A 21,170-nucleotide genomic window follows, 5' to 3' on the forward strand; every position below is an offset into this window, starting at 1 on the left:
ATGAGAAAGAAAATTGTTGCAGGAAACTGGAAAATGAATCTTACGCTGGCACAGGGTGAGCAGTTGATCAACGACATTTTGCAAGCAGGATTGAAATTGGAGGAAGGACAGGAAGTGGTGGTGGCCACCCCTTTTCCTTATCTGCAAAAAGCAAAGGCGTTGCTGAAAAATTATCCCGGCTTTTATGTAGCTGCGCAGAATTGCTACAGTGAGAAATCAGGTGCTTACACTGGCGAGGTATCTGCAGAAATGCTGCAATCAATAGGTGTGGATTACGTTATTCTGGGTCACTCTGAAAGAAGGGAATATTTCCAGGAAAGCAACGAAATGCTGGCAAAGAAAATTGACGAGGCACTGGCATTTGGATTGAAACCTATTTTCTGTTGCGGAGAGCCGCTGAGTATAAGGCAGGCAGAAACGCAGAACGAATTTGTAGCCAAACAATTGGAAGAAAGTTTGTATCATCTTACTGAAGAGCAACTGAAAAATGTGGTAATTGCCTATGAACCTATCTGGGCTATTGGCACCGGACTTACTGCCAGTTCTGCACAAGCGCAGGATATGCATGCGTTTATCAGATCCCAGATTGCTAATAAATTTGGTAAAGAAGCGGCTTTGCGTACCCCTATTTTATATGGCGGTAGCGCTAAACCAGGTAATGCAGCAGAATTGTTTGCCTGCCCAGACGTAGATGGCGGCCTGATTGGCGGTGCTTCCCTGGTAGCGGCAGATTTCGTATCTATTATTCAGAAATTATCATAAGCCGTTGAAAAATACGTAGTTAGTAAAACTGCGTATTTTTTTAGTATAAAATGCTAAAAAAATTAGTATTTCCGAAAAAAGGTTGTATATTCGTATTGTCATTCTAACAGGAAAGTTTAAAATATCAGGTTATGAATACGAATTATGAAATTTCAGAAGAGGTATTTGATTATTTGCTGGTGGTAAATCCAGATGCTGCTGTAGCGAAGGATGTAACCCGTATCCGGCAGTTCGTAGCAGCTGAATTAGCAGATCATACATTGTCTGCTGCCCCAGTGCATGTGGCGTTATTCCGGTCGGCCTTTCCTGAGCGTTATCAGGAAGATTTTATCGCTATGCTGGAAGAGGTAGCGCTTAAGCAGGCTGGTTTTACGGTGTACACTGCTAAAATGGATGCTTACAGGCATGCGGGCGGCCATAACAGTATTTTTATTAATGTAGCGAACCCTAAGCCGTTAATGGATCTGCACACCAGTATCATGAAAGCCTTCGAATTGAAGCCGCAGGCATTTAAGCCGCATATTATACTGGCGAGGGCGGTACAGGATGCGGAAGTAAATATGCTGATGCCATTGCTGGCGCAACAGTTTTTTGTACGCAGCTTTAATTGCCATTGTTTTAGTTTATTAAAGCGTCCTGCTATTGGTGGTAAATATCAACGGGTAAAAGACTTTGTGTTTGGAGATATTGAACACCTGGTAGGTTCCTTATTTAATTACGCTGCATAATTTCAACTTACATAACTATCTGATGCAGGAATTACCGGATGGTAGATTCGCAGGATTGATGAAGATGGAACGGATATAATAATTTGTTATCCCCTTATTGTTTATCCCCCTATTCGCCTATTCATCAGTGTTTGTTTCCCTTGTTAACCATCCTTTCAACTGTTGCTACTGCAGTTTTCCGCCGTCATTTTTGATGGTAGCTGTAGATGCAGTAGTTATTAGATTCGTTGTTGAACCAGCTTCATATGGTGCTGCGAATCTACCATCCGGTAATTCCTGGCTCAGATAAATATTGATGGCATGTGCTACTGATCATGACAGCATGTGGTTGTATATGCTTAAATCGAATGACGATATAATGTGTTTGTGAATATCCCTTGATTTCATATCTCAGCTGTATAGTAGTGGCTTTACAAGCTGTTGCTGTAGTTGTGCGTAGGATAACTATATCCTACCTGATTGCCATAAGTTTGGGGTTGTTTGTATCTTTAGGGAAATTGAATTGTTTTTGAGGCGGTACTTTATTAGTGCCATCCGTGAAAGGAATAATAAACGCATTAATTGTCTTTAATTTATGGCAACCAGTACTATTGTACATAAGGAAATTATTGTGAAAGGCCGTGTGCAGGGAATAGGATTCAGGGCTAGCGCCAAGCGGGTAGCTGATTCTATGCAGGTGCAAGGACAAGTAAAAAATTTGCTGGATGGCAGTGTATGGATTCTGGCAGAAGCGCCAGAGAAAGTGATAGAAGATTTTATTGCCTGGTGTAAATCAGGCCCTGCACTGGCGGCAGTAAAAGAAGTGGAAATAACTTCCGGAGAAGTACAAAACATACAAGGGTTTACTATCCTTTATTTATAAATCCCTTACAGGTCCGGTAATAGCAGGTGTTCGGTTACCTATGCCAATCAATCGCAGACAAAGTTATCCGTGACTGGTAAGACAACCGGCGCAAAGAAATTTACGGTGCGTTGCAACTGAATACAACCATAGTAATTTCTTTGCGCTGTTGTCGTAAAGGGAAGATGCCTTCTATGAGTACTGGCTTGCTTTACACTGCGTTGTGATTAGCGGGCAGTTTTCTTGATCTCAATTAGTTGATGGCGTATTTTTTAAGCAAGGCCTTATCTAAAGCGGCTTTAGGGACTACAATAGTAATAGTATTTACTGCGAAGTAAGATTCAGATACGTTTATATAGCCACCAAAAGGACCGGATTTTTTACCCCAGGAATTTTTTACCAGAAAGAATGTTTTTCCGTTAGGTGTTTTCTCGATACCGGTAATGTGCATAAGGTGATCGTCCTGGGTAACCAGCTCTTCGTATAGTTGTTGCCGTGAATCCTGGGTATAAGTGGGTTCTGCCATTTCAGGATTAATGCTATCCCGGTTGAAAGGAAGGTTTTCGCTAGTCAGCAAAGCATATCCTTTGTCTGCGGCAAAGCCTTTGTTGGAAACATCGGCATCCCATAATACGGTATAGCCTTTTTGTAGTGCCGTTGCTGCGATGCCAGTCAATTCCTTCAGGGGTACATTATAGTAAGCACCGTTTGAGAAGTTGTCGGGTACTTCTACAATAAAGGGTTCGTAAAAAGGGTGATGGGTAAAGGATGTCAGGAACACATAATCGCTGGCATTGAATTTCACCACTTCTTTTGCGAAGGATTGCGGAGTATATGTTTTTCCGTTATATTCAAAAGTAGCAGGGGGCTTGCCCATGTATTCATCCAGGATGCCGGTAAATTCGGTCAGCCAGTTATCAGGTACAGGCGAAACTTTAATAATGCTATCCAGGTATTTTTTCATGGTGCTTACCATAGCGCTATGGTTATACACGGTAGTATTGTCTTTTAAACCACTGTACACGCTTTCTGGTTCTATACCATAATTAGCAATGGCGCGGATTACATCGTGTCCGAGGCCTCCCTCATCAAAACGGGTAAACCCCTGGCGATGCACGTAATTTTTGGCTTTCTCAATATACGTGTTACGAACGGTGAACATCTCAGACAAGTCTAGTTCTGGCAACCCTTTACGTAAACATTCGGATTCTACCATGGAGGTAGATGAAAAAGACCAGCAGGTGCCAGTGAAGCCCTGGTTTTTTACTGGTGTAGCGGCGTTAATCTTTCCCTGTACCAGGTTGTTGATCACCATGTTTTTTTCTTGTGCATATACGCAACAGGTAGTAAGCATGGCAAGTGTAAAACAAAATACTTTCATATGTTTATAATATTAATCTAAAGATAAGAGAACCTTATAATAAAAATACCATTACCGTATGAACGGTAATGGTAGGTAAATATGATGTAAACGGATGGCAGTGATGCTTAATTCGTAGTATTTATAAGGAAACGGTTGGGTGAGCCTTGTAGCTTCATTTGTTTGGCTGGTAGGTATTTACCGTATTTATCAGTTACCTCATTACTTTGTTTTACACCATTGATGTATAGCCCATTATCGTTTTTTTCTATCTGGTACCCTTTGTCAGGATCTAACAAGTGGTCGGCAGCCATTTTGTTGATCATTTCACGGTAGTTGGAGGCAACGCCATGGGCTTTTTCCTCTTCTCTTTTCGCCTTTTCCTCTTCTCTTTCCGCTTTTATACGCGCTCTTTCATCATTTCTCATGACCTCTCTTTTCGCTCTTTCTACTTCTCTGCTTGTTCTATTGGCCTCTCTATCTGCTTCTCTATTTGCTCTATCTGCTTCCCTTTGAGCATTGTCGGCGTTAAAAGCTTCCCGGTTAAATGGTTCTCTGGCTTTAGCAGCGGCTTCCCTGGTTTGAGCGGCTACAGCGAGAATAGTTTCCCGGGCTTTACGTGCCGCTTCTTTACTTTTTTGAATGTTTTCTACTGTCAGTGTATTTACCTCATCCATGTTGCTGTAGGTTTTCTGCAGTGCCATGTTCAGGTTATTATTGATAGCGGCAAAATTGATGTTTTTTAATGTATTTGCTGCATTTTCCTGGGCTTGGTAGATGATCTTATCCCAATTGATATTTTTTACGGCTTCTGCGCTAGATACATAGTTTTTTTGAGCATCTGCTTTTACGTCTTCCCAGTTAATGTTTTGAATAGCTTCATCGATTTCGACCTGCATTTTTTTCATGTTCAGGTCTTTTAATTGCTTCATTGCTTCCTGTACACCTTTCTGGGCTTCACGGATCTGCTTCCTGATCTCTTCTTTGTTGACAATATCATTGGCTACTATCTGACGCTCCCGGTTTTTAGTGGTTAAGGTTACTTGTTTGTAAGGCTGATTGATCAACTGGTGTGTGTGCACATTTACATCCATTAATGGCGCAGAAGGAGGGGCAGGTGGTGTTGGAGGACTTGGTAGTGGATCAACCGGAATAGGTGGTGCCGGAGGAGGAGCTGGAATGGATGGTTCAGCAGGTGTGCCGGCTGGCACGGGGAGAATAGTATCTCCGCTGATGGCGTTTAAACGCTCCCGGAATACCTGGTTGATGGAATGGTTTTTTACAGGAGCCGCATTGGTAACAGGATTTTTCTCCTGGAATTTTATTTGCGCTGCATCATTGCCATTTCCTTTAACCGGATTAAACCAGGCAATGGAGGCTAAACCAGTAATAATGATTAATACAGCTAAAAATTTCTGACTATAGTTAAGATGTTTTGTTTTCATTTCCATGATTCGTTTAATGCGGTGAAACAGATGTTGTTTGCTGTTTGCGGCAGCCATGGTAAGTCTGTTAGCCGTGAGCCGGTATTCTTCCAGCGCCACCAGCGCATGCGCGTATTGCAGCGGTTGTGCTGTATTGGCTATTACCAGGTCGTCGCAGCAATGTTCCCTTTCTATGCGAAGGGTTTTGGAGATCCACCATACAAAGGGATTGAAGAATAGTATGGTTTCAACAATGGATTGGAAGATATTCAACAGATAATCATTGCGTTTGATGTGTGCCAGTTCGTGCAGTAAAACAGCTTCCAGCTGATCTTCTGTAAGGTTGTTTACCATAGCTACTGGCAAGAGGATGATTGGTTTTAAAAAACCCAGCATCACAGGTACCTGCACCTGTCGGGAGATCAGCAACTTCACTTTGCGGGGAATGCGCAGTTGCGCAATCAGCTTATTTAGATGCTTATCCCATTCGGAGCCCATAGCCATTGTTTGCGTAGTACGTATCTGGTGTAACTGGAAAAGATCTGATAATAATTTGAGGGTCATTCCCGCCATACCGGCCACGTAACAGGTAACCAGTATAGGGAAATAGTTTTCCAGGCCAGGAAACATCCATACTAGTGGCTCCTGGTTATGATATACCGCCATAAAGGGAACCGGCTGGGTAAGAGCTGCAGCGCCTTTTAACTGTAAGGCTGCGGCGCTTATCTCCTGAAGCCTTTGCAGGTGCACGCACAGGGTAATAAGGAACCACGTAAAAATGCCGGAGAGGGAAAGAAGGGCCAGGTTATATTTGATCCGGGCGCTCGCATCTGGCCATAATTTTAATACTATCCGTAAGCAGGCGAAAATTAGAAATGCCTGCCACATTGAATGGAGAATAGTCCATCCCAATGCGCGTACTATATCGCTTGTAATAAGTAATAAATACATGGGTATTTGAGTTTACCTTGTTTCCTTTTGTTGTTTTTCTATGGCTGATAAGTATTGCCTGATCTGATCCAATTCTTCTGCCGATGATTGATGATGGCCCAAGGCCTGCATCACCAGTTGAGACGCAGAACCGCCAAATACGGTATCTATCATCTTATTAACCAGTTGCTGCTGGGTCTTCTGTTGTGAAATAGCTGCAGTATATACATGTGTTTTGCTGCTGGTATCGCGCTGCAACAGCTCTTTTTCATGCATAATCTGCATTAGTTTAAGTGTAGTAGTATAGCCGGCATCTTTCGTTTGGGATAAGATATCATGTACCTCACGAACGGTGCTGGGCCCTTTTTCCCATAGTACGCTTAAAATTTCTAATTCACTTTCGGTTGGACGGAGTGGTTTCAAAGCAATTATTTAAAAGGGTGATTATTGTACGAATACCTTCGTAAACAAATGTACGATAGTTTTCGTAAATGCAAAATAAAAAACGTTTTTTTTCTATTGTACACTGAGTATGCTATATCCTACAGCTGATACATAGAGACTTAGTGATTGCGTAACTGCTCTGCCTGTTGCTGTCTCAACTGCTGTGTTGTTTTCCTGCTTCCATCTGGGCTCCATCCCGGCGCATCAAAAATGTAATGGAGGGCTTCCCGCAGGGAGCGGGCATGCCGTATGTCTTGCCATATTGCCAACCATTCATGTGTGGCTATACGAAAAGGATGATAAGTATGGATATTTTTAGTAAGGCCATATACAGGCCGTTGTTTTTCTGCTGTAAATGTACCAAACAGCCGGTCCCAGATGATCAGTACTCCTGCATGGTTGCGATCCAGATAATCGATGTCTGATCCGTGGTGCACCCGGTGGTGGGAAGGCGTATTGAAAATATATTCTACCGGTGCAGGCAAGTGCCTGATTACTTCTGTATGTATCCAGAATTGGTATATCAGGCTAATGGCCTGCATGCTCATCACCATTTCGGGGTGGAATCCCAGTAAAGGCATCCATCCCCAGAATAAAAAAGTGCCGGTTAAATTACCGGTCCAGTTTTGGCGTAAAGCAGTAGCGAGGTTATATTTTTCGGAAGAATGGTGCACTACATGGGAGGCCCAGAAAAAGCGTACCGTATGACTTGCCCGGTGGAACCAGTAATAACTGAAATCATCTGCAAAAAAACATAATAACCATGCCCACCAGCTAACCTCAAAAGTAAAAAGCTGGTGCTGATACAGGAATATATAACAACCGAAAACCACCACTTTGGTAAAGATACCTATGATCACATTGCCAAGTCCCATAGCAATGCTGCTAAGTGCATCTTTAGGCTCGTAGGAGGATTGCTTGTTGAGGGTCGTAAAAACGATTTCCAGCAGTATCAGCAACACAAATTCGGGAATGGCATATAGAATGAGGTTGGGATGCATATCGTTGTAGCTTTCTATTATGGAAGTTAACGAATTTCCGGTGAAACTGGAGGGTATAGATGGGGCAAAGAACATGGGAAACAAAGGGACAGGCTGAGATAAAAAAAGGTTGTCTTCTACTAAACGAAGACAACCTCTTTTTCCTGGGTGGCCGAAGGGCCGTATTTATTATAACTACTTAAAGCTTTGTTCTGCCCTGCTTACTGCAGAGGTACCGAACCATCCTAATATTTTTATTTTACCGCTAGGGGTAGAATTATTGACGTTGCTCTTCACGTTTTCCAATACTTTGGCAAACAAACCGCCGGCATTTACCTGGTTGTCTACCTGGGTAAGAAAATCGTAGCTAGGGTGGGAAAGGGAGGAAAGCCGGACAATTACTTTTTCATTGGCCTGGAAGGGCTTGTTGTAATCAGTAATGTTTTGGGCAATTGGCAAAATGAAAGTACCGCCGTCAGATACGCCTTCGTCGTAGGAGCCATCAATAGAGAAGTTGTCTTTCAGTCTTTTGAGGGTATCATTCCGGTAAGAACGTATCCAGTAGTAGTCGGTAGCGTCTTTCAGGTCTTTTGCATGAAAAGTGGCATAGTAGCCCGCTTTACCACTAATAGCTTGTTCTTTGGTTTTATATTCATATGTAATAGAGTCTATTTCAGGTACTCTTTTGATGCTGTCGTATGCATCGAATGTTTCACCCCTAAACTCAATATGCAGTTTATAGTTATGTCCTACTATACCGATGGCCTTGTTGGTAGCATCGTAAGTATACATATTGTCTTTAAACAAGAATGGGTAATTATCGCCGGTGTTGAGGTCTGTTAATGTGATCTGGGCATCGTTGATAATAGGCGCCGGGCTATTGTCGGTATATGGCACCGACATGGTGAACCTTATTTTTTGTACTCCTGTTTCCGTAGTGATCCACGCGTCCAATACCGGATAGGAGATGCCCTTTGCAATGTCCAGGTTGATCTTGTCTTCACATGCTGTTAAGCTGGCTACGGCAGCGGTTAACAGGAAAAATAATATTTTTTTCATCTGATCTTGAGTTTAGGACGGTTAAAACTTAAAGTTGTACGTGATACCCGGGATGATAGAGCCTATGATAGAGAGGCGTATGGCTTCACGTTGGTTAGGATTATCGTCATCCTGTTTGAAGTAGATGGTATAGGCATTTCTGCGCGCATATACGTTGTACAATGAAAATACCCATTCTCCTTTCCAGCGTTTGAGCTGTTTGCCTTTCAGTGTCATGGACAGGTCGAGACGATGATAGGCAGGTAAACGGTAGTTATTGCGTTTATCGGTACTGTTGTAAGGAATGTCCCAATCCTGGAATTCCAGGCGGTTATCTGCAAAGGTGCCTGGTGTGCCGGAGGCAAATACCCAGTTGGCCGATAAGGAAGTGCGTTTGGTAAAGGTGTGTGTGACCACCAGGTTCAGATTATGGGTACGGTCGTAGCGGTTCAGGAACCATTCGTTCAGGCTAATGCCAGATGTTTTCCTTTCGGTGCGCGATAAAGTATAGCTAATCCAGCCGGTGGTGCTGCCTACATCTTTTTTAGCATACAGTTCCAGGCCATAAGCCCGTCCTTGTGAAGGTAGCAGATCTGCTTCAATCAACGGATTCAGCTGCAGGTTAGCGTTATCAATATAATCGAGCTGGTTATCAGTTTTCTTATAAAACACTTCGGCAGACAATTCATAAGCGTCGTTGGGTGAATTATAGAAATAGCCAGCTGTGTATTGATCTGCTACCATTGGTTTGATATTATTGGTACTGGGCGTCCAGATATCCAGTGGTGTAGGAGAAGCGGTATTAGACAGTTGGTGCATGAACTGGGTAGTACGGCTGTAAGCCAATTTTACTGCGTGTTCGTCTGAGAACGCGTAACGGGCGCTGATCCTGGGTTCAAAATAGTAGTAGCCTTTTATCAGTTCATTGGCGCCATACTCTTTAGTGCCAGTCAGCGTTTTACGGATGCCAGGTGTGGTATCATTGAAGAAATAGGCAGTGCCTTTTCCGATTAATTGATAGGAAGAAAGGCGGCCTCCGTATTGTATGCCGAATTTTTTGCTGGGTTTATATTCGTGATCCAGATATACAGCAGATTCCAGTGCATGTTGATCGTTCAGTTGTTTAACGTGTTGGTCGTCTCCTTCCGTGCCTATACCTGTACCTGGTTTAAAAGTATAATATATTCCTTGAACGCCGAAGTGCAGGCTATTGGCGGAATTAATATAGTAAGTGAAGGAAGGTTTCAGCCCGTAGTTGATAATGTTACTGGTCCAGTCGTAACCTTGATTGGCTTCGTCAGGCTGTTTTTTAGAATCGTTGTTAAAGCTAAGGCGGTAATCGTATTTGCTGTAGTAGGTGGTGAGGTTCAGGAAGAGGCGGTTGGTAAATACGTGGTTCCACCTGATGGTAGCGGTACTGTTGCCCCAGTTCATGTCCACATCTTTTCCAAATCCGAATACGTCTCTACCGAAGTAACCACTTACAAACAGGGAGTTATTCTTATCAAATTTATAGTTAGCCTTCGCAGTGATATCGTAGAAATTAAGTTTGGTATCTTTCATATCACCTTTTACAAAGGGTTTCATCAGCACATCTATATAAGATCTTCTGGCAGCCACGATAAAAGAAGATTTATCTTTTACCAGTGGCCCTTCTACCGACAAACGGCTGAAAATATTACTGATACCGCCGTTTACATTAAAGTTCTGGTTATTGCCGTCTTTCATACGGATATCGAGTACAGAAGAAGTACGGCCGCCATATTCGGCCGGGAAGCCGCCTTTGATAAGGTCGAGGCTTTTTACGGCATCTGGATTGAATACAGAGAAGAAACCAAGCATGTGGGTAGAGTTATACACTGGCGCTTCATCGAGCAGGATCAGGTTTTCGTCGCTGTTGCCGCCACGTACATTGAAGCCGGATGCACCTTCACCTACTGTATTAACGCCCGGCAAGGTTTGGATAGCCCGCAGCACGTCTACTTCCCCCATAAAGGTGGGCATCTTTTTCATTTGCTGAATATCCAGTTTATTAATACTGGTATTCAGGGTATTTACGCTTTTCTCTTGTTTTTGACCGCTAATAGTCACTACATTCAGCTGACTGCTGGTAGCTTCCATATTCACGTCTAGGGTAATATTTTTTTTCAGGCTGATGGTAGTCTTATAGGTTGCATAACCCATATAGGAAAATTGCAACTCATGTTCTCCTGCTGGTAAGGTCAGGGAATAGAAGCCATATTGGTTACTTACTGTTCCCAGGCTGGTGCCGCTTTTTCCGATGGAAATGCCCACCAGGCTTTCTCCGTTCTGTTTATCTTTTACATAGCCGCTAACGGTATAATGTTGCTGCTGTGCGGTTGTTGTTTGTCCGGCCAGTATACATAGCAGGAGCAACAACAACATGGTTGCCTTAGTTTTCATGTAGGTCCAATTTAGTGTAATTGCTATTGTATTTTATAGCATGTATATAAGACGCTGCAAAAATATCATACCCCCACTGGAATAAATTATTTTTTTTGCGAACAAAAGAAGTATGCTTTTTTTGATGATGAAATTAAAAGGGCCGCTGTACCGGGTTGGGATACAGCCATCCTAAAGCATAAAGCTACTCTAATACCACGCAGGTGAATCCCAGTTTAGTGACGAAATCTATAATGGTTTGTTCTGTGAGCGACTGTGGGCTTACAATACGTAATACTCTGTCGCAGTCTTCCAGATCTATACTACAGGCGTTCACGGTAAATTGGGTGGAAATGGCATCAATAACGTTGTTTTTATCTTTAACTGTTGTAATATTGGTACGGAATATTCCCAACATGGGCGCTTAATTTTTTAATTATTCGGAATATTTTTGTGCAAATTTGCTGCTGTAATCCCATATAACTGTTACACGAAAGGGATTATCACTTATATGAAAAGGATTTTTTTATGGGTGTAGTAATAACGAATGATGCCAGGCATGTGTTGTTCGCTGAAGAGGGGCCATTCGATAATACAAAGATTCATTCCAGGGCTATTATAGAAGAAACCCAGCAATTAGATCAGGATTTCGGATCTGCCAGCGTTCAGGAATATCATTTTGATGGGATGAGCATTGCCTGCTGTACGGCCAACGTATATGAAAATATACATATTAAAGCGGATCATATAGAGCCGCGTGTGTCTATGTTGTTCATGGAACAGGGAGATATCAGCGCGTCTTTGGAAGGTATTTCCAATGAATTTAAGCTCACTACGCTGGAGCACAACCTGGTATTTAGTCCTAATGATTCAGAATCTGCTGCAGTTAAAAAGCAGCGGGACATACATTTCTTTAGCATGTCTTTTACAACGGCCCGTTTCCTGGAGCTAGCCGATAATAATGGCCGGGTATTAGACGGGTTGGCTAATAATGTGGCCTGTAACCGTACAACTGCCCTGGCGGCGAAATTCAATCCTCGGATCACGCCCCGTATGCGGATAGTAATGGAAGAAGTGAAGCAATGCCGTTTCCAGGGAGGCTTAAAGAAATTATTTCTGCAGTCGAAGGCGATAGAATTACTGGCACTGCAATGCGAACAGATGGAAAGCGAGCAATTTGCTGCCATAACGTTGGGAGGCAAGTTATCGGCTGGCGATGTGGAAAAGCTTTATTTCGCGCGGGACCTGTTAGTACAACATCTGCGGCAGCCGATGAGCCTGGGGCAGTTAGCGCGGAAAGCGGGATTGAATGAATTTAAATTAAAATCTGGCTTTAAAGCTGTTTTTGATAATACTGTTTTCGGCTATTTGAACAACTGCCGGCTGGAGCTGGCCCGGGAACTTATCCTGGCAGGCAAGCTGCCGATGGCTATCATTGCCGATGAGGCGGGTTATTCTTCCCCGCAGCATTTCAGCACAGCTTTCCGTAAGAAATTTGGAGTTAGCCCGGTGAAAATAAGAGGGTAGGAAAGCTTTGGAACTTTATTAATATGCCAATGTGAAGCGTTGTTTGATATGTTTAGGTTGTTCCAGTTCATCGATTAAAGCCACGGCGTAGTCGGCGTTGGAAATTTTGCTTTCCTTGTTATGGTCAAATACAATTTGGTCTTTCCCCAGGCGGAATTTACCAGTACGTTCGCCAGGAAAGATCATCATAGCGGGGCTGAGTACGGTCCAATTCAGCTCGTTATCCTCTTTAATTACATTAAATGAATCGCGGGTAGCAGAAGCGAGGGCTTTCCATTCTTCCGGGAATTCGGGGGTATCCAGCAGTTGTATACCAGGAACTATTTCCAGGCTGCCCGCGCCACTTACAACCAGGAGCCTTTTATTCCCTGCTTTCTTGGTAGCATTGATAACGGCATGTGTAGCTTTCAGGAAGGTAGCCGAATCATCTGCTTTATAGGAGAAGATCACCGCTTCGCTACCCGCCAGCAGGGACGTTAGTTCGGCTTCATTGGTGGCATCCCCTTTTTCCACAATAAGGTGGGAGTGGGTGACAGTTATCTTTTCCGGATGCCGGACAATAGCCGTTACTTCATGGCCTCTGTCGAGGGCTTCTTTTAAAATGGCTGCTCCAATAAATCCGGATGCACCAATAATTGCTACTTTCATGGTTTTGTTTTTTAGGTGATATAAATACAGCCTGCCAAGACTGATTGTTTTAATTAATATAAATATTATTACAGTTCTTGTTAAGATATACTGTAATATTGTATATTTCAGTATAAAGATAAACAGGATATTTTAATTGCCAAATTTTCGGGAAATTGGAAAGCGCATGCGCTACATTTTAAATGTAAGGCATGCGCTTTTAGTGTGTTTATCTTTCGCTGTAATACCCATACCTGAAGGGTATATGTATTAAGTAGGTTAAGATCTTTTTGGTGCTTCCTTAAGTACAGCTGCCACATTCTTGTTAGCGTGCTTAACAGCAGGTTTTACTATTTCCGTTTTAGTGGTAGTTACGGGTATAGCATCTTTGGTATGATATAATTGGGCAAGGGTAGGAGCAATCACCAATGATACGATTGACATCAATTTAATGAGAATGTTCATTGAGGGTCCGGAAGTATCCTTAAACGGATCGCCCACAGTATCGCCTGTTACAGAGGCTTTATGAGGTTCAGATTTTTTATAATAGATTTCGCCGTTAATTTCCACGCCTTTTTCGAACGATTTCTTGGCGTTATCCCAAGCGCCGCCGGCATTGTTCTGGAAGAGGCCCATTAATACGCCGCTTACAGTAGCACCGGCCAGGAAACCGCCCAGTACTTCTGGGCCAGCCAGGAAGCCTACTAGTAGCGGAGAGATTAGGGCAATAGCGCCGGGCAGCATCATTTCACGGATAGAGGCCTGCGTGGAAATGGCTACGCATTTATCATATTCCGGTTTTCCGGTACCATCCATGATACCGGGTATTTCACGGAATTGCCGGCGTACTTCTTCCACCATGGCCATGGCGGCGCGTCCCACGGCGGCTATGGCGAGAGAGGAAAAGAGGAAAGGGATCATACCTCCCACAAATAATCCGGCGAGCACATTGGCTTTATAGATATCAATACCATGGATGCCGGCAACTCCTACAAAGGCGGCAAACAGGGCCAGCGCGGTTAAGGCCGCCGATGCAATGGCAAAACCTTTACCCGTAGCGGCGGTGGTATTACCTACGGCATCCAGTATATCTGTTTTTTCTCTCACTTCTTTTGGCAGCTCGCTCATTTCAGCGATACCGCCTGCATTATCGGCAATAGGTCCAAAAGCGTCGATGGCCAATTGCATAGCGGTGGTTGCCATCATGCCGGCAGCTGCAATGGCTACGCCGTAGAGGCCTGCAAGAGAGAAGGAGCCGGCAATACCGGCTGCCAATACCAGGATAGGCAGGGTAGTAGATTCCATACCTACGGATAAACCGCCAATGATATTAGTGGCGGCCCCGGTAGCCGATTGGCGGATAATGGATTTCACCGGGCGTTTGCCCATAGCGGTATAATATTCCGTGATAATGCTGATCAGCGTACCCACTGCTAATCCTACCATGATGGCACCGAAGACCTGGCCGCGGGTGAACGCATGACCGCGTAAGGTCATCGGGGTATCTGGTAATATCCAGTTAACCAGGAACCAGGAAGCAATGGCTGTTAATATGATAGATCCCCAGTTGCCCATATTGAGGGCTTTTTGTACCGCACCGGTGTTTAACCCGGCGTTGTCGCCGATCTTCACAAAAAAGGTTCCGATCATAGAGAAGATAATGCCCGCACTGGCGATGATCATAGGCAACAGGATAGGAGCAATACCACCAAAAGCATCTTGGGAGAAGGTTTCAGAACCCAGCACCATCGTGGCCAATACGGTGGCTACGTAAGATCCAAACAGGTCGGCGCCCATACCGGCTACATCACCCACATTATCTCCTACATTATCTGCGATAGTGGCAGGATTACGGGGATCGTCTTCCGGGATGCCTGCTTCTACTTTCCCTACCAGGTCGGCGCCTACGTCGGCTGCTTTGGTATAGATACCGCCGCCTACACGGGCAAATAAGGCAATGCTTTCTGCTCCCAGGGAAAAGCCGGTGAGTACTTCAATGGTTTTGATCATTTCGCCAGTATTAGCGGAGGCCATGAAGTAAGATTTCAATATAATAAATAAGGAGCCAAGACCGAGTACGGCCAGGCCGGCCACTCCCATGCCCATTACGGAACCTCCGGTGAAAGATATCTGCAATGCTTTGGCCAGGCTGGTACGTGCTGCATTAGCAGTACGCACATTTGCTTTGGTAGCCACCTTCATGCCTATGAAACCAGCAGTGGCGGAAAATATGGCGCCTACCACAAAGGCCAAGGCTATAGACCAATGGGAGTTTTCATGGGTAACTCCCATATAACTCAGTAAGAGTACTGCAATAATAACGAAGTAGATCAGGATCTTATATTCAGCTTTAAGAAATGCCATAGCTCCTTCAGCAATATGCTGAGCTATTTCTTTCATCTTTTCGTTGCCGGCATCCTGGCGGTTAACCCAAGAGCTTTTAACAGCTGTGAACAGCAAAGCCAATAGTCCAAAACATGGAACGAGGTAAACTATATTCATGTAAGCGAAATTTATAAATACGTGGTTGACAAAAGAGTTTTTTAGAGATAAAATTTATAGGATTCCCAAAAAATATTTCAAATGAATATAAAACATAAATTAGGAATTGTCTACCAGGGGAACAAAATTATTGTGTATATGCGCCATGAGCGGGTACTTCAAACAAAAAAAATCCGGGTTATTTCAAATACCTTCCTGAAAAGCTTTACCTAACCAGGTGATAATATCCGCCGCGGTCATCGCTTCCTGCGACAGGTGTGCAGCAGCGAGGTCGCCGGCATAGCCATGAAGCCAAACGCCGAGTAATAAGGCGGCTTTGGAGGTATAACCTTGGGCCAGCAAGCCGGTTAATATACCCGTAAGCACATCACCGCTACCGCCGGTAGCCATACCAGGATTACCAGTATTATTGAAGTAGATGGCGCCATCGGGACAGGCCATAGCAGTATATCTGCCCTTCAGTAAAATATACAACTGTTTTTCCACTGCTTTTTGTGATAGCAGTTCCAGGCGGGCTATATCGTTGGCAGTTGGCCCAAATAGCCGTTCAAATTCTTTGGGGTGCGGGGTAAGGATAGAGCCGGAGGGTACTTTATTTAACAGTGACGGATATACGGAAAGTAGGTTGAGTGCATCGGCGTCTATTACCATAGGGTGGCGCCATTGGTCCAGCAATAGTTCCAGGGATTTGGCTGTACCGGCTTGTTTATCGAGCCCGGGGCCTATGCCGATGGCTTTATAATTGGCATCGCTGATACCGCTATGGAAATGTGTGCTGTAATGAGCACCTTCATCGGTAATACACATGGCGCAGGGCTCACTGATTTGCATGATCTGATAACCGCATTGGGGCACATGGCAGGTGAGTAAGCCAACGCCTGCATGTAAGCAGGCCTTGGTGCTAAGTATGGCCGCCCCCATTTTACCATAGCTCCCGGCAATGATCAAGGCATGGCCATAGGTGCCTTTGTTGGCAAAAGCATCCCGGGGCTGATAGATGGTACGCATAATTTCCTGGTTGGACAGGTGGTAACGTGTAGACGTTTGCGTTATATATCCGGGATGTAGCCCAATAGGGAGTATATGTACGTCCCCGGTGAATGGGGCATTTTCCGGCAGGAGAAAAGCCAGTTTATAACATTCAAAGCTGAGGGTGTAATGGGCCTGTATAACGGGCGTATGCAGGCAGCTTTCATCTGCCATTAATCCGGAAGGCATATCTATAGCGATAATAGTATGTTGTTGCCGTTGGTCATTGATGTGGTGAACAATCCCGGCTACCCAGCCTTCTATTGGCCGGCTCATACCTGTTCCGAAAATAGCATCTATGATAATCGCCTGCGGGGGTAATACCGGAAAATCAGAGACATCACCAATATTATATATCGCTGTAGGAGAGTTTACTGCCTGCAGGGCCTGTAGTTTGAGCTGTTGGTCGGCGCTGGCCTGCGGGCTGTGTTGTATAATATAAGTTTTTACCGCATAGCCATGTTCCAGGAGTAAGCGGGCTATTACCAAGCCATCGCCGCCATTATTGCCTTTGCCGCAAAAAATGTAAACAGGTTGAAGAGGAGGATAATGGTCTTCCAGCCACGCTACGCATTTGCTGGCGGCTCTTTCCATCAGATCTGCACTGCTGATGGGTTCATGAGCGATGGTGTAGGCATCTGCCTCCCTGATTTGTGCAGCTGAGAAGATTTTCATATCCGATAGTTGAACAATAAAAATACTTCAAAATCAGGAACATAAAAAAACGGACCATGCTTGCCTCATGATCCGTTTATAAAGAAGTGGTTGCCAATTAAAATGTAAATCTGGCAGACACACCGCCGATCTCCTCACCGATATAGTTGGTAGGTCCAACAAATTGTACGTAAGGTTTCAGATCAGCACTGATATTTAAAGGAATCTTTTTGAAGGTATATTCTACACCGATAATACCATCCAGGCCGGGAGATACATAAGTGCCTCTGCCTTTGTGGATATAACGGTCCCAGTCATAATCGTAACGGTCGTAGAAGCCCAGGTGAGCGCCACCGCCGGCATACAGGTTCAGTTCCGGTATACCAATATTCCAGTGGTATTCATATAAACCTGTGATGGTAACGTTGTTGTTCTGAGAATGGTTGGTAGTTACCAATCCTTCAATTGCATGCGGGCCTTCAAAGAAGTGCTTGATAGTAAATCCTACTATCCAGGGGTTTAAACGGATACCCAACGCTGTGTTATAATTGGCAGGGTCGCCGCTATGGTTATGATTTTTTTTCTGCGCGTTGGCCTGCAGGGCTACGATAGCCATCAGGCTGAAAAGTAACACGACTTTTTTCATAGATGTTAGTTTGAATGAAACTTAAATTGGCTTTTCTCTAAAGTATATGCACCAACGAATGTAAAAATTATGGTTGCTTAGCAATAACAATGCCAACTGGCTTGATTATACGAAGAAAAATGAATCCTGTGATCCCCGCGATCATGGAAGCCGCTATCACAGAGATAATGGCGATGATCTGCAATTCCCGTTCTTCATAGGCAAGCGAGGAAATAAAGATAGACATGGTAAAGCCAATGCCGGCTATTAGCCCGATGCCAAGTAATTGCAGCCAATTAGACCTAGAAGGCAGGGCAGCCAGCTTTAATTTAGCAGCGATAAAAGAAAAGGTAAAAATACCCAGGGGCTTACCTAGCACCAGGCCGGCAATAATTCCATAGCTAATATTATTATGCAGGGCGCCGGTTATATCCGATGGTAATTGTATGGCAGTATTGGCGAGGGCAAATACTGGCATAATGACGAAATTTACAGGATGATGCAGGCTATGCACCAGGTCTGGTATCCGCCGCTGGGGAATGCAGAATGCCAGCAGCACTCCTGCGATAGTAGCGTGTATGCCGGAATTAAAAAAGCAGTACCATAATATGATGCCTGGTATATAATATAATATGAGCCGTTGTACCTTCAGGAAATTGAGTAAGAGGGGAATGAGAAAAATAATTCCTCCCGCCAGCAGGTATTTTATTTCCAGGTGCGGGGTATAAAACAGGGCAATGGTGAGTATGGCGCCTAAGTCGTCGATAATGGCAAGCGCCATCAGAAATATTTTTAAGCCCACCGGTACCCGTTTGCCTAACAGGGATAAAATGCCCAGGGAAAAGGCAATATCGGTGGCCATAGGAATACCCCACCCGGCAGCGTAAGGCGTATCCTTATTAAAGAGGGTAAAAATGAGCGCCGGAAATAACATCCCTCCAATAGCGGCCAATACCGGTAATATTGCTTTGCGTACAGATGAAAGTTCCCCAATGGTTAGTTCCCGTTTTATTTCCATGCCTACCAGAAAGAAGAAGCAGGCCATGAGCCCATCGTTTATCCAGAGTAAGTATGAATTAGGCAGGTATAAAGACCGGTATTGATAATGGTGGCCGCCGGCAGGATCAAACAGGTTATTCCAAAAGCCAACATACGTTTCCTGTATTCCGGTATTAGCCAATACCATAGATATAATAGTACATATTATTAATACAATACCAACTGCGCGGCTATCCTGCAGTAACTCATGGATGGGAGAAAGCAGTGTTTTCCGGACGGTGTTGACGGTATTACGGATCATAAACATTTTTTAAAAGGGTATCTATATAAAATCCGATCCCTGATACCGGAGGAAAGCTTATTTCCAGCGCAGGTAACCAGGGATCGGCATATAAGTTCGGTAATGGATATTATTGCATTAACTCATACTTAGTTTTGGGTTGCCGTTTAATATCCCATTTAAAGTTTTCCAGTTGCAGCTGGTCTACCGGGCGTTGGGTAAACGGATATACAGTACCTTCCGGATCTTTGATCAATACTACTTTATTGACTTCGTTGTTCAGCATATAGATATTAATGATCGCACATTGGGCTTTGTTCACACTCATATATGCGCCGGAGTTATCTTTAATGTAATTGATCGTTTCCGCATTTCCTTCTACGTGCAGCCAATTGAGTTTTTCATCTACTACATAGCCAGTAATGGTGGCGCCTTTAATCTGGTTAAACATCCCGGGCCCTGCTTCGTTGATGATGAAGCCGTTGTTTTTCAACAGCATTTTATCTACGGTTTGGTTTTTGGTAAACATCAGGATGGTATCGCCACTGAGCTGGGTAGTGTTATTAGACCAGAGCACCGGATCGCCATAGAATCTGAAAACAGAGTCTTGGGAACTATAGTAAACGCTGTCTGCTACGCCTTGCAGGGAATCTGAAAACATTCTTACATGGTGATAAGCCAATACATAGCGTTGTTCGGCAGTGTCTTTAGGTTTATTCAGTGCCATGCTGTCGGCGTAATGTTTCACGCCGGGCAAAGAGTCTTGTATTTTAGCATCCGGTACCGGCGCTATTTTCACCATTTTTACCAGGGAGGTATCCAGGCGTTGCCTGGTTCTGTTCAATGCACTGTCGGCTACAAACATCATGATGCTGGCAGGTATACTGTCTCGTTGTTGTTGGGCAATAACATCGCCTTTATTAACAGGTGAAATGGTAGCAGAGAATACTTCTTGCGGTCGTTTGGTTTTAATTGATTTGAGATTTTTAGTGGGTGGTTCCGGAACACGCCTTAACCCTGCCACAGAAGGGATAGCGAGGCTGTCGTTTGGTTTTACCACGCCAGAGAACAGGGTATCTGCCGCCATGTAGATCGTATCTTTGTTACGTTCCATGATCAGCAGTGGTTTTTGAGTAGCCAGCACTGTTTTAGCCGTTTGATTTACCACGCCTCTATTGGCCAGTAGCGACATTTTCCGGGCAGTATCGCGGTATACCATGTTGCCGGTTGCATAAGCCATATTGGTTTGCTTATCCATTTCTATATTGTCTGCCGTAATAGTGGCGGTACTATCTTCAATAGTGGGCCGGTTGCCAAAATTACCATAGCCTTTTTCTGTGTCGTAATAGCCACTGGTGGCATACATCACGGTTTTGTCGTTGTTGTTGATAGTAGTAGGCGCTACAATGGTGGCTATTTTGGTGGCAGTATTATACAACAGTTCGTTGGTTGTCAACGTGTATTCCGGATCTACCAGCAACACATTCCGTAGGAAGTGCATTTCCTTGGTTTCTGTATAGTAATATCCTTCTTCGCTGGTGAGCACACTTTTACCATTTACCAGTTTGCCACCGTGTTGGTAGGAACCGATTTTGGCATTCATATCATATTCCAGTTCCGGGCCGGTAATTGTTACTTTTCCATCGGTCAGTTTGGCATTTTCCCGTAAGATGGCAATGCGGGTATTGCCGTCGTAGTTGAGGAAGTTGCCATAGATGTGGATACTGTCGGCCTGATTGATATGAATATGCCCGTAGGCATCTACAATGTTGGTTTTATTGTTTTTAACCGCACTATCGCAGTAAAACAGGGTGGTGCCCTGTTTAAAGATGGCATTGCCTACAAAGCGGGTTACATTAATAGAATCATGTTCATTCATGATTAATGTGTCCGCCTGGATGATTTCAATAACGGAGCCCGGTTTCTGGGGTGCCCTGGCAGGAAACTGGGCGCTGGCTGTTATTGTCAGTAAACATATAACAGCCAGCAAGATCGCTGGTTTTAGGTATCGATGCAT

The 21,170-nt window shown here is 44.2% G+C and carries 17 protein-coding genes; 4 read left to right on the plus strand and 13 right to left on the minus strand.

Annotated elements, in window-relative coordinates:
* The 3 genes from tpiA (at position 1) to ACDQ55_RS10155 (ending at position 2,352) form a co-directional block, all read left to right on the plus strand.
* Positions 1-762: a triose-phosphate isomerase gene (tpiA, locus tag ACDQ55_RS10145; protein ID WP_420981268.1), complete on the plus strand. Its 762-nt coding sequence runs from the start codon at positions 1-3 to the stop codon at positions 760-762.
* A gap of 131 nt (positions 763-893) precedes the next feature.
* Positions 894-1,490 (plus strand): 2'-5' RNA ligase family protein, encoded by a 597-nt coding sequence (locus ACDQ55_RS10150; protein ID WP_420981269.1) that lies wholly within the window; start codon positions 894-896, stop codon positions 1,488-1,490.
* 574 nt (positions 1,491-2,064) lie between these two features.
* The gene (locus tag ACDQ55_RS10155) at positions 2,065-2,352 is read left to right on the plus strand and encodes an acylphosphatase (RefSeq protein WP_420981270.1); all 288 of its coding nucleotides are present in this window, start codon (positions 2,065-2,067) and stop codon (positions 2,350-2,352) included.
* Positions 2,353-2,584: 232 nt separating this feature from the next.
* Here ACDQ55_RS10155 and ACDQ55_RS10160 read toward each other — a convergent pair whose 3' ends face one another.
* From ACDQ55_RS10160 to ACDQ55_RS10190, 7 genes are all read right to left on the minus strand, one after another.
* Entirely contained in the window at positions 2,585-3,712 is a 1,128-nt protein-coding gene (locus tag ACDQ55_RS10160; RefSeq protein WP_420981271.1) for a C1 family peptidase, read from the minus strand.
* A gap of 107 nt (positions 3,713-3,819) precedes the next feature.
* Positions 3,820-6,066, minus strand: a complete 2,247-nt coding sequence (locus ACDQ55_RS10165) for a M56 family metallopeptidase (protein WP_420981272.1) — start codon at positions 6,064-6,066, stop codon at positions 3,820-3,822.
* Positions 6,067-6,078: 12 nt separating this feature from the next.
* A complete protein-coding gene (locus ACDQ55_RS10170) occupies positions 6,079-6,468 on the minus strand; it encodes a BlaI/MecI/CopY family transcriptional regulator (protein WP_420981273.1) in 390 nt (129 codons plus the stop codon).
* 140 nt (positions 6,469-6,608) lie between these two features.
* Positions 6,609-7,490 (minus strand): sterol desaturase family protein, encoded by an 882-nt coding sequence (locus ACDQ55_RS10175; protein WP_420981274.1) that lies wholly within the window; start codon positions 7,488-7,490, stop codon positions 6,609-6,611.
* A gap of 174 nt (positions 7,491-7,664) precedes the next feature.
* Positions 7,665-8,528 carry a DUF4249 domain-containing protein gene (locus tag ACDQ55_RS10180; RefSeq protein ID WP_420981275.1) on the minus strand — a complete coding sequence of 288 codons (864 nt, stop codon included), beginning with the start codon at positions 8,526-8,528 and terminating at the stop codon, positions 7,665-7,667.
* Between the two features lie 21 nt (positions 8,529-8,549).
* A complete protein-coding gene (locus ACDQ55_RS10185; protein WP_420981276.1) occupies positions 8,550-10,931 on the minus strand; it encodes a TonB-dependent receptor in 2,382 nt (793 codons plus the stop codon).
* A 184-nt stretch (positions 10,932-11,115) separates the two neighbouring features.
* The gene (locus ACDQ55_RS10190) at positions 11,116-11,328 is read right to left on the minus strand and encodes a hypothetical protein (protein ID WP_420981277.1); all 213 of its coding nucleotides are present in this window, start codon (positions 11,326-11,328) and stop codon (positions 11,116-11,118) included.
* A gap of 110 nt (positions 11,329-11,438) precedes the next feature.
* On the opposite strand from ACDQ55_RS10190, the gene ACDQ55_RS10195 reads away from it, so the two are divergent.
* Positions 11,439-12,437 carry a helix-turn-helix transcriptional regulator gene (locus tag ACDQ55_RS10195; protein ID WP_420981278.1) on the plus strand — a complete coding sequence of 333 codons (999 nt, stop codon included), beginning with the start codon at positions 11,439-11,441 and terminating at the stop codon, positions 12,435-12,437.
* Between the two features lie 18 nt (positions 12,438-12,455).
* Here the strand turns inward: ACDQ55_RS10195 and ACDQ55_RS10200 are convergent, their stop codons facing one another.
* From ACDQ55_RS10200 to ACDQ55_RS10225, 6 genes are all read right to left on the minus strand, one after another.
* The gene (locus ACDQ55_RS10200; protein WP_420981279.1) at positions 12,456-13,085 is read right to left on the minus strand and encodes an NAD(P)-dependent oxidoreductase; all 630 of its coding nucleotides are present in this window, start codon (positions 13,083-13,085) and stop codon (positions 12,456-12,458) included.
* Positions 13,086-13,343: 258 nt separating this feature from the next.
* The gene (locus tag ACDQ55_RS10205) at positions 13,344-15,566 is read right to left on the minus strand and encodes a sodium-translocating pyrophosphatase (protein ID WP_420981280.1); all 2,223 of its coding nucleotides are present in this window, start codon (positions 15,564-15,566) and stop codon (positions 13,344-13,346) included.
* Between the two features lie 183 nt (positions 15,567-15,749).
* Positions 15,750-17,270: an NAD(P)H-hydrate dehydratase gene (locus ACDQ55_RS10210; protein ID WP_420981281.1), complete on the minus strand. Its 1,521-nt coding sequence runs from the start codon at positions 17,268-17,270 to the stop codon at positions 15,750-15,752.
* A gap of 97 nt (positions 17,271-17,367) precedes the next feature.
* Positions 17,368-17,895, minus strand: a complete 528-nt coding sequence (locus tag ACDQ55_RS10215; RefSeq protein WP_420981282.1) for a hypothetical protein — start codon at positions 17,893-17,895, stop codon at positions 17,368-17,370.
* A 67-nt stretch (positions 17,896-17,962) separates the two neighbouring features.
* On the minus strand, positions 17,963-19,174 hold the full coding sequence (gene nhaA / locus ACDQ55_RS10220; RefSeq protein WP_420981283.1) for a Na+/H+ antiporter NhaA: 1,212 nt from the start codon (positions 19,172-19,174) through the stop codon (positions 17,963-17,965).
* A 109-nt stretch (positions 19,175-19,283) separates the two neighbouring features.
* The gene (locus ACDQ55_RS10225) at positions 19,284-21,170 is read right to left on the minus strand and encodes an OstA-like protein (RefSeq protein ID WP_420981284.1); all 1,887 of its coding nucleotides are present in this window, start codon (positions 21,168-21,170) and stop codon (positions 19,284-19,286) included.

The sequence above is a fragment of the Chitinophaga sp. 30R24 genome, from assembly GCF_049056765.1.
Taxonomy (GTDB): Bacteria; Bacteroidota; Bacteroidia; order Chitinophagales; family Chitinophagaceae; genus Chitinophaga.

Bases quoted from the DNA above. Each gene is read 5' to 3' on its own strand.
- ACDQ55_RS10165 (WP_420981272.1), bottom strand. From the start codon at position 6,066: ATGTATTTATTACTTATTACAAGCGATATAGTACGCGCATTGGGATGG.
- ACDQ55_RS10190 (WP_420981277.1), bottom strand. From the start codon at position 11,328: ATGTTGGGAATATTCCGTACCAATATTACAACAGTTAAAGATAAAAAC.
- nhaA (WP_420981283.1), bottom strand. From the start codon at position 19,174: ATGATCCGTAATACCGTCAACACCGTCCGGAAAACACTGCTTTCTCCC.
- ACDQ55_RS10180 (WP_420981275.1), bottom strand. From the start codon at position 8,528: ATGAAAAAAATATTATTTTTCCTGTTAACCGCTGCCGTAGCCAGCTTA.
- ACDQ55_RS10150 (WP_420981269.1), top strand. From the start codon at position 894: ATGAATACGAATTATGAAATTTCAGAAGAGGTATTTGATTATTTGCTG.
- ACDQ55_RS10200 (WP_420981279.1), bottom strand. From the start codon at position 13,085: ATGAAAGTAGCAATTATTGGTGCATCCGGATTTATTGGAGCAGCCATT.
- ACDQ55_RS10205 (WP_420981280.1), bottom strand. From the start codon at position 15,566: ATGAATATAGTTTACCTCGTTCCATGTTTTGGACTATTGGCTTTGCTG.
- ACDQ55_RS10215 (WP_420981282.1), bottom strand. From the start codon at position 17,895: ATGAAAAAAGTCGTGTTACTTTTCAGCCTGATGGCTATCGTAGCCCTG.
- ACDQ55_RS10160 (WP_420981271.1), bottom strand. From the start codon at position 3,712: ATGAAAGTATTTTGTTTTACACTTGCCATGCTTACTACCTGTTGCGTA.
- ACDQ55_RS10195 (WP_420981278.1), top strand. From the start codon at position 11,439: ATGGGTGTAGTAATAACGAATGATGCCAGGCATGTGTTGTTCGCTGAA.
- ACDQ55_RS10155 (WP_420981270.1), top strand. From the start codon at position 2,065: ATGGCAACCAGTACTATTGTACATAAGGAAATTATTGTGAAAGGCCGT.
- ACDQ55_RS10225 (WP_420981284.1), bottom strand. From the start codon at position 21,170: ATGCATCGATACCTAAAACCAGCGATCTTGCTGGCTGTTATATGTTTA.
- tpiA (WP_420981268.1), top strand. From the start codon at position 1: ATGAGAAAGAAAATTGTTGCAGGAAACTGGAAAATGAATCTTACGCTG.
- ACDQ55_RS10210 (WP_420981281.1), bottom strand. From the start codon at position 17,270: ATGAAAATCTTCTCAGCTGCACAAATCAGGGAGGCAGATGCCTACACC.
- ACDQ55_RS10185 (WP_420981276.1), bottom strand. From the start codon at position 10,931: ATGAAAACTAAGGCAACCATGTTGTTGTTGCTCCTGCTATGTATACTG.
- ACDQ55_RS10175 (WP_420981274.1), bottom strand. From the start codon at position 7,490: ATGCATCCCAACCTCATTCTATATGCCATTCCCGAATTTGTGTTGCTG.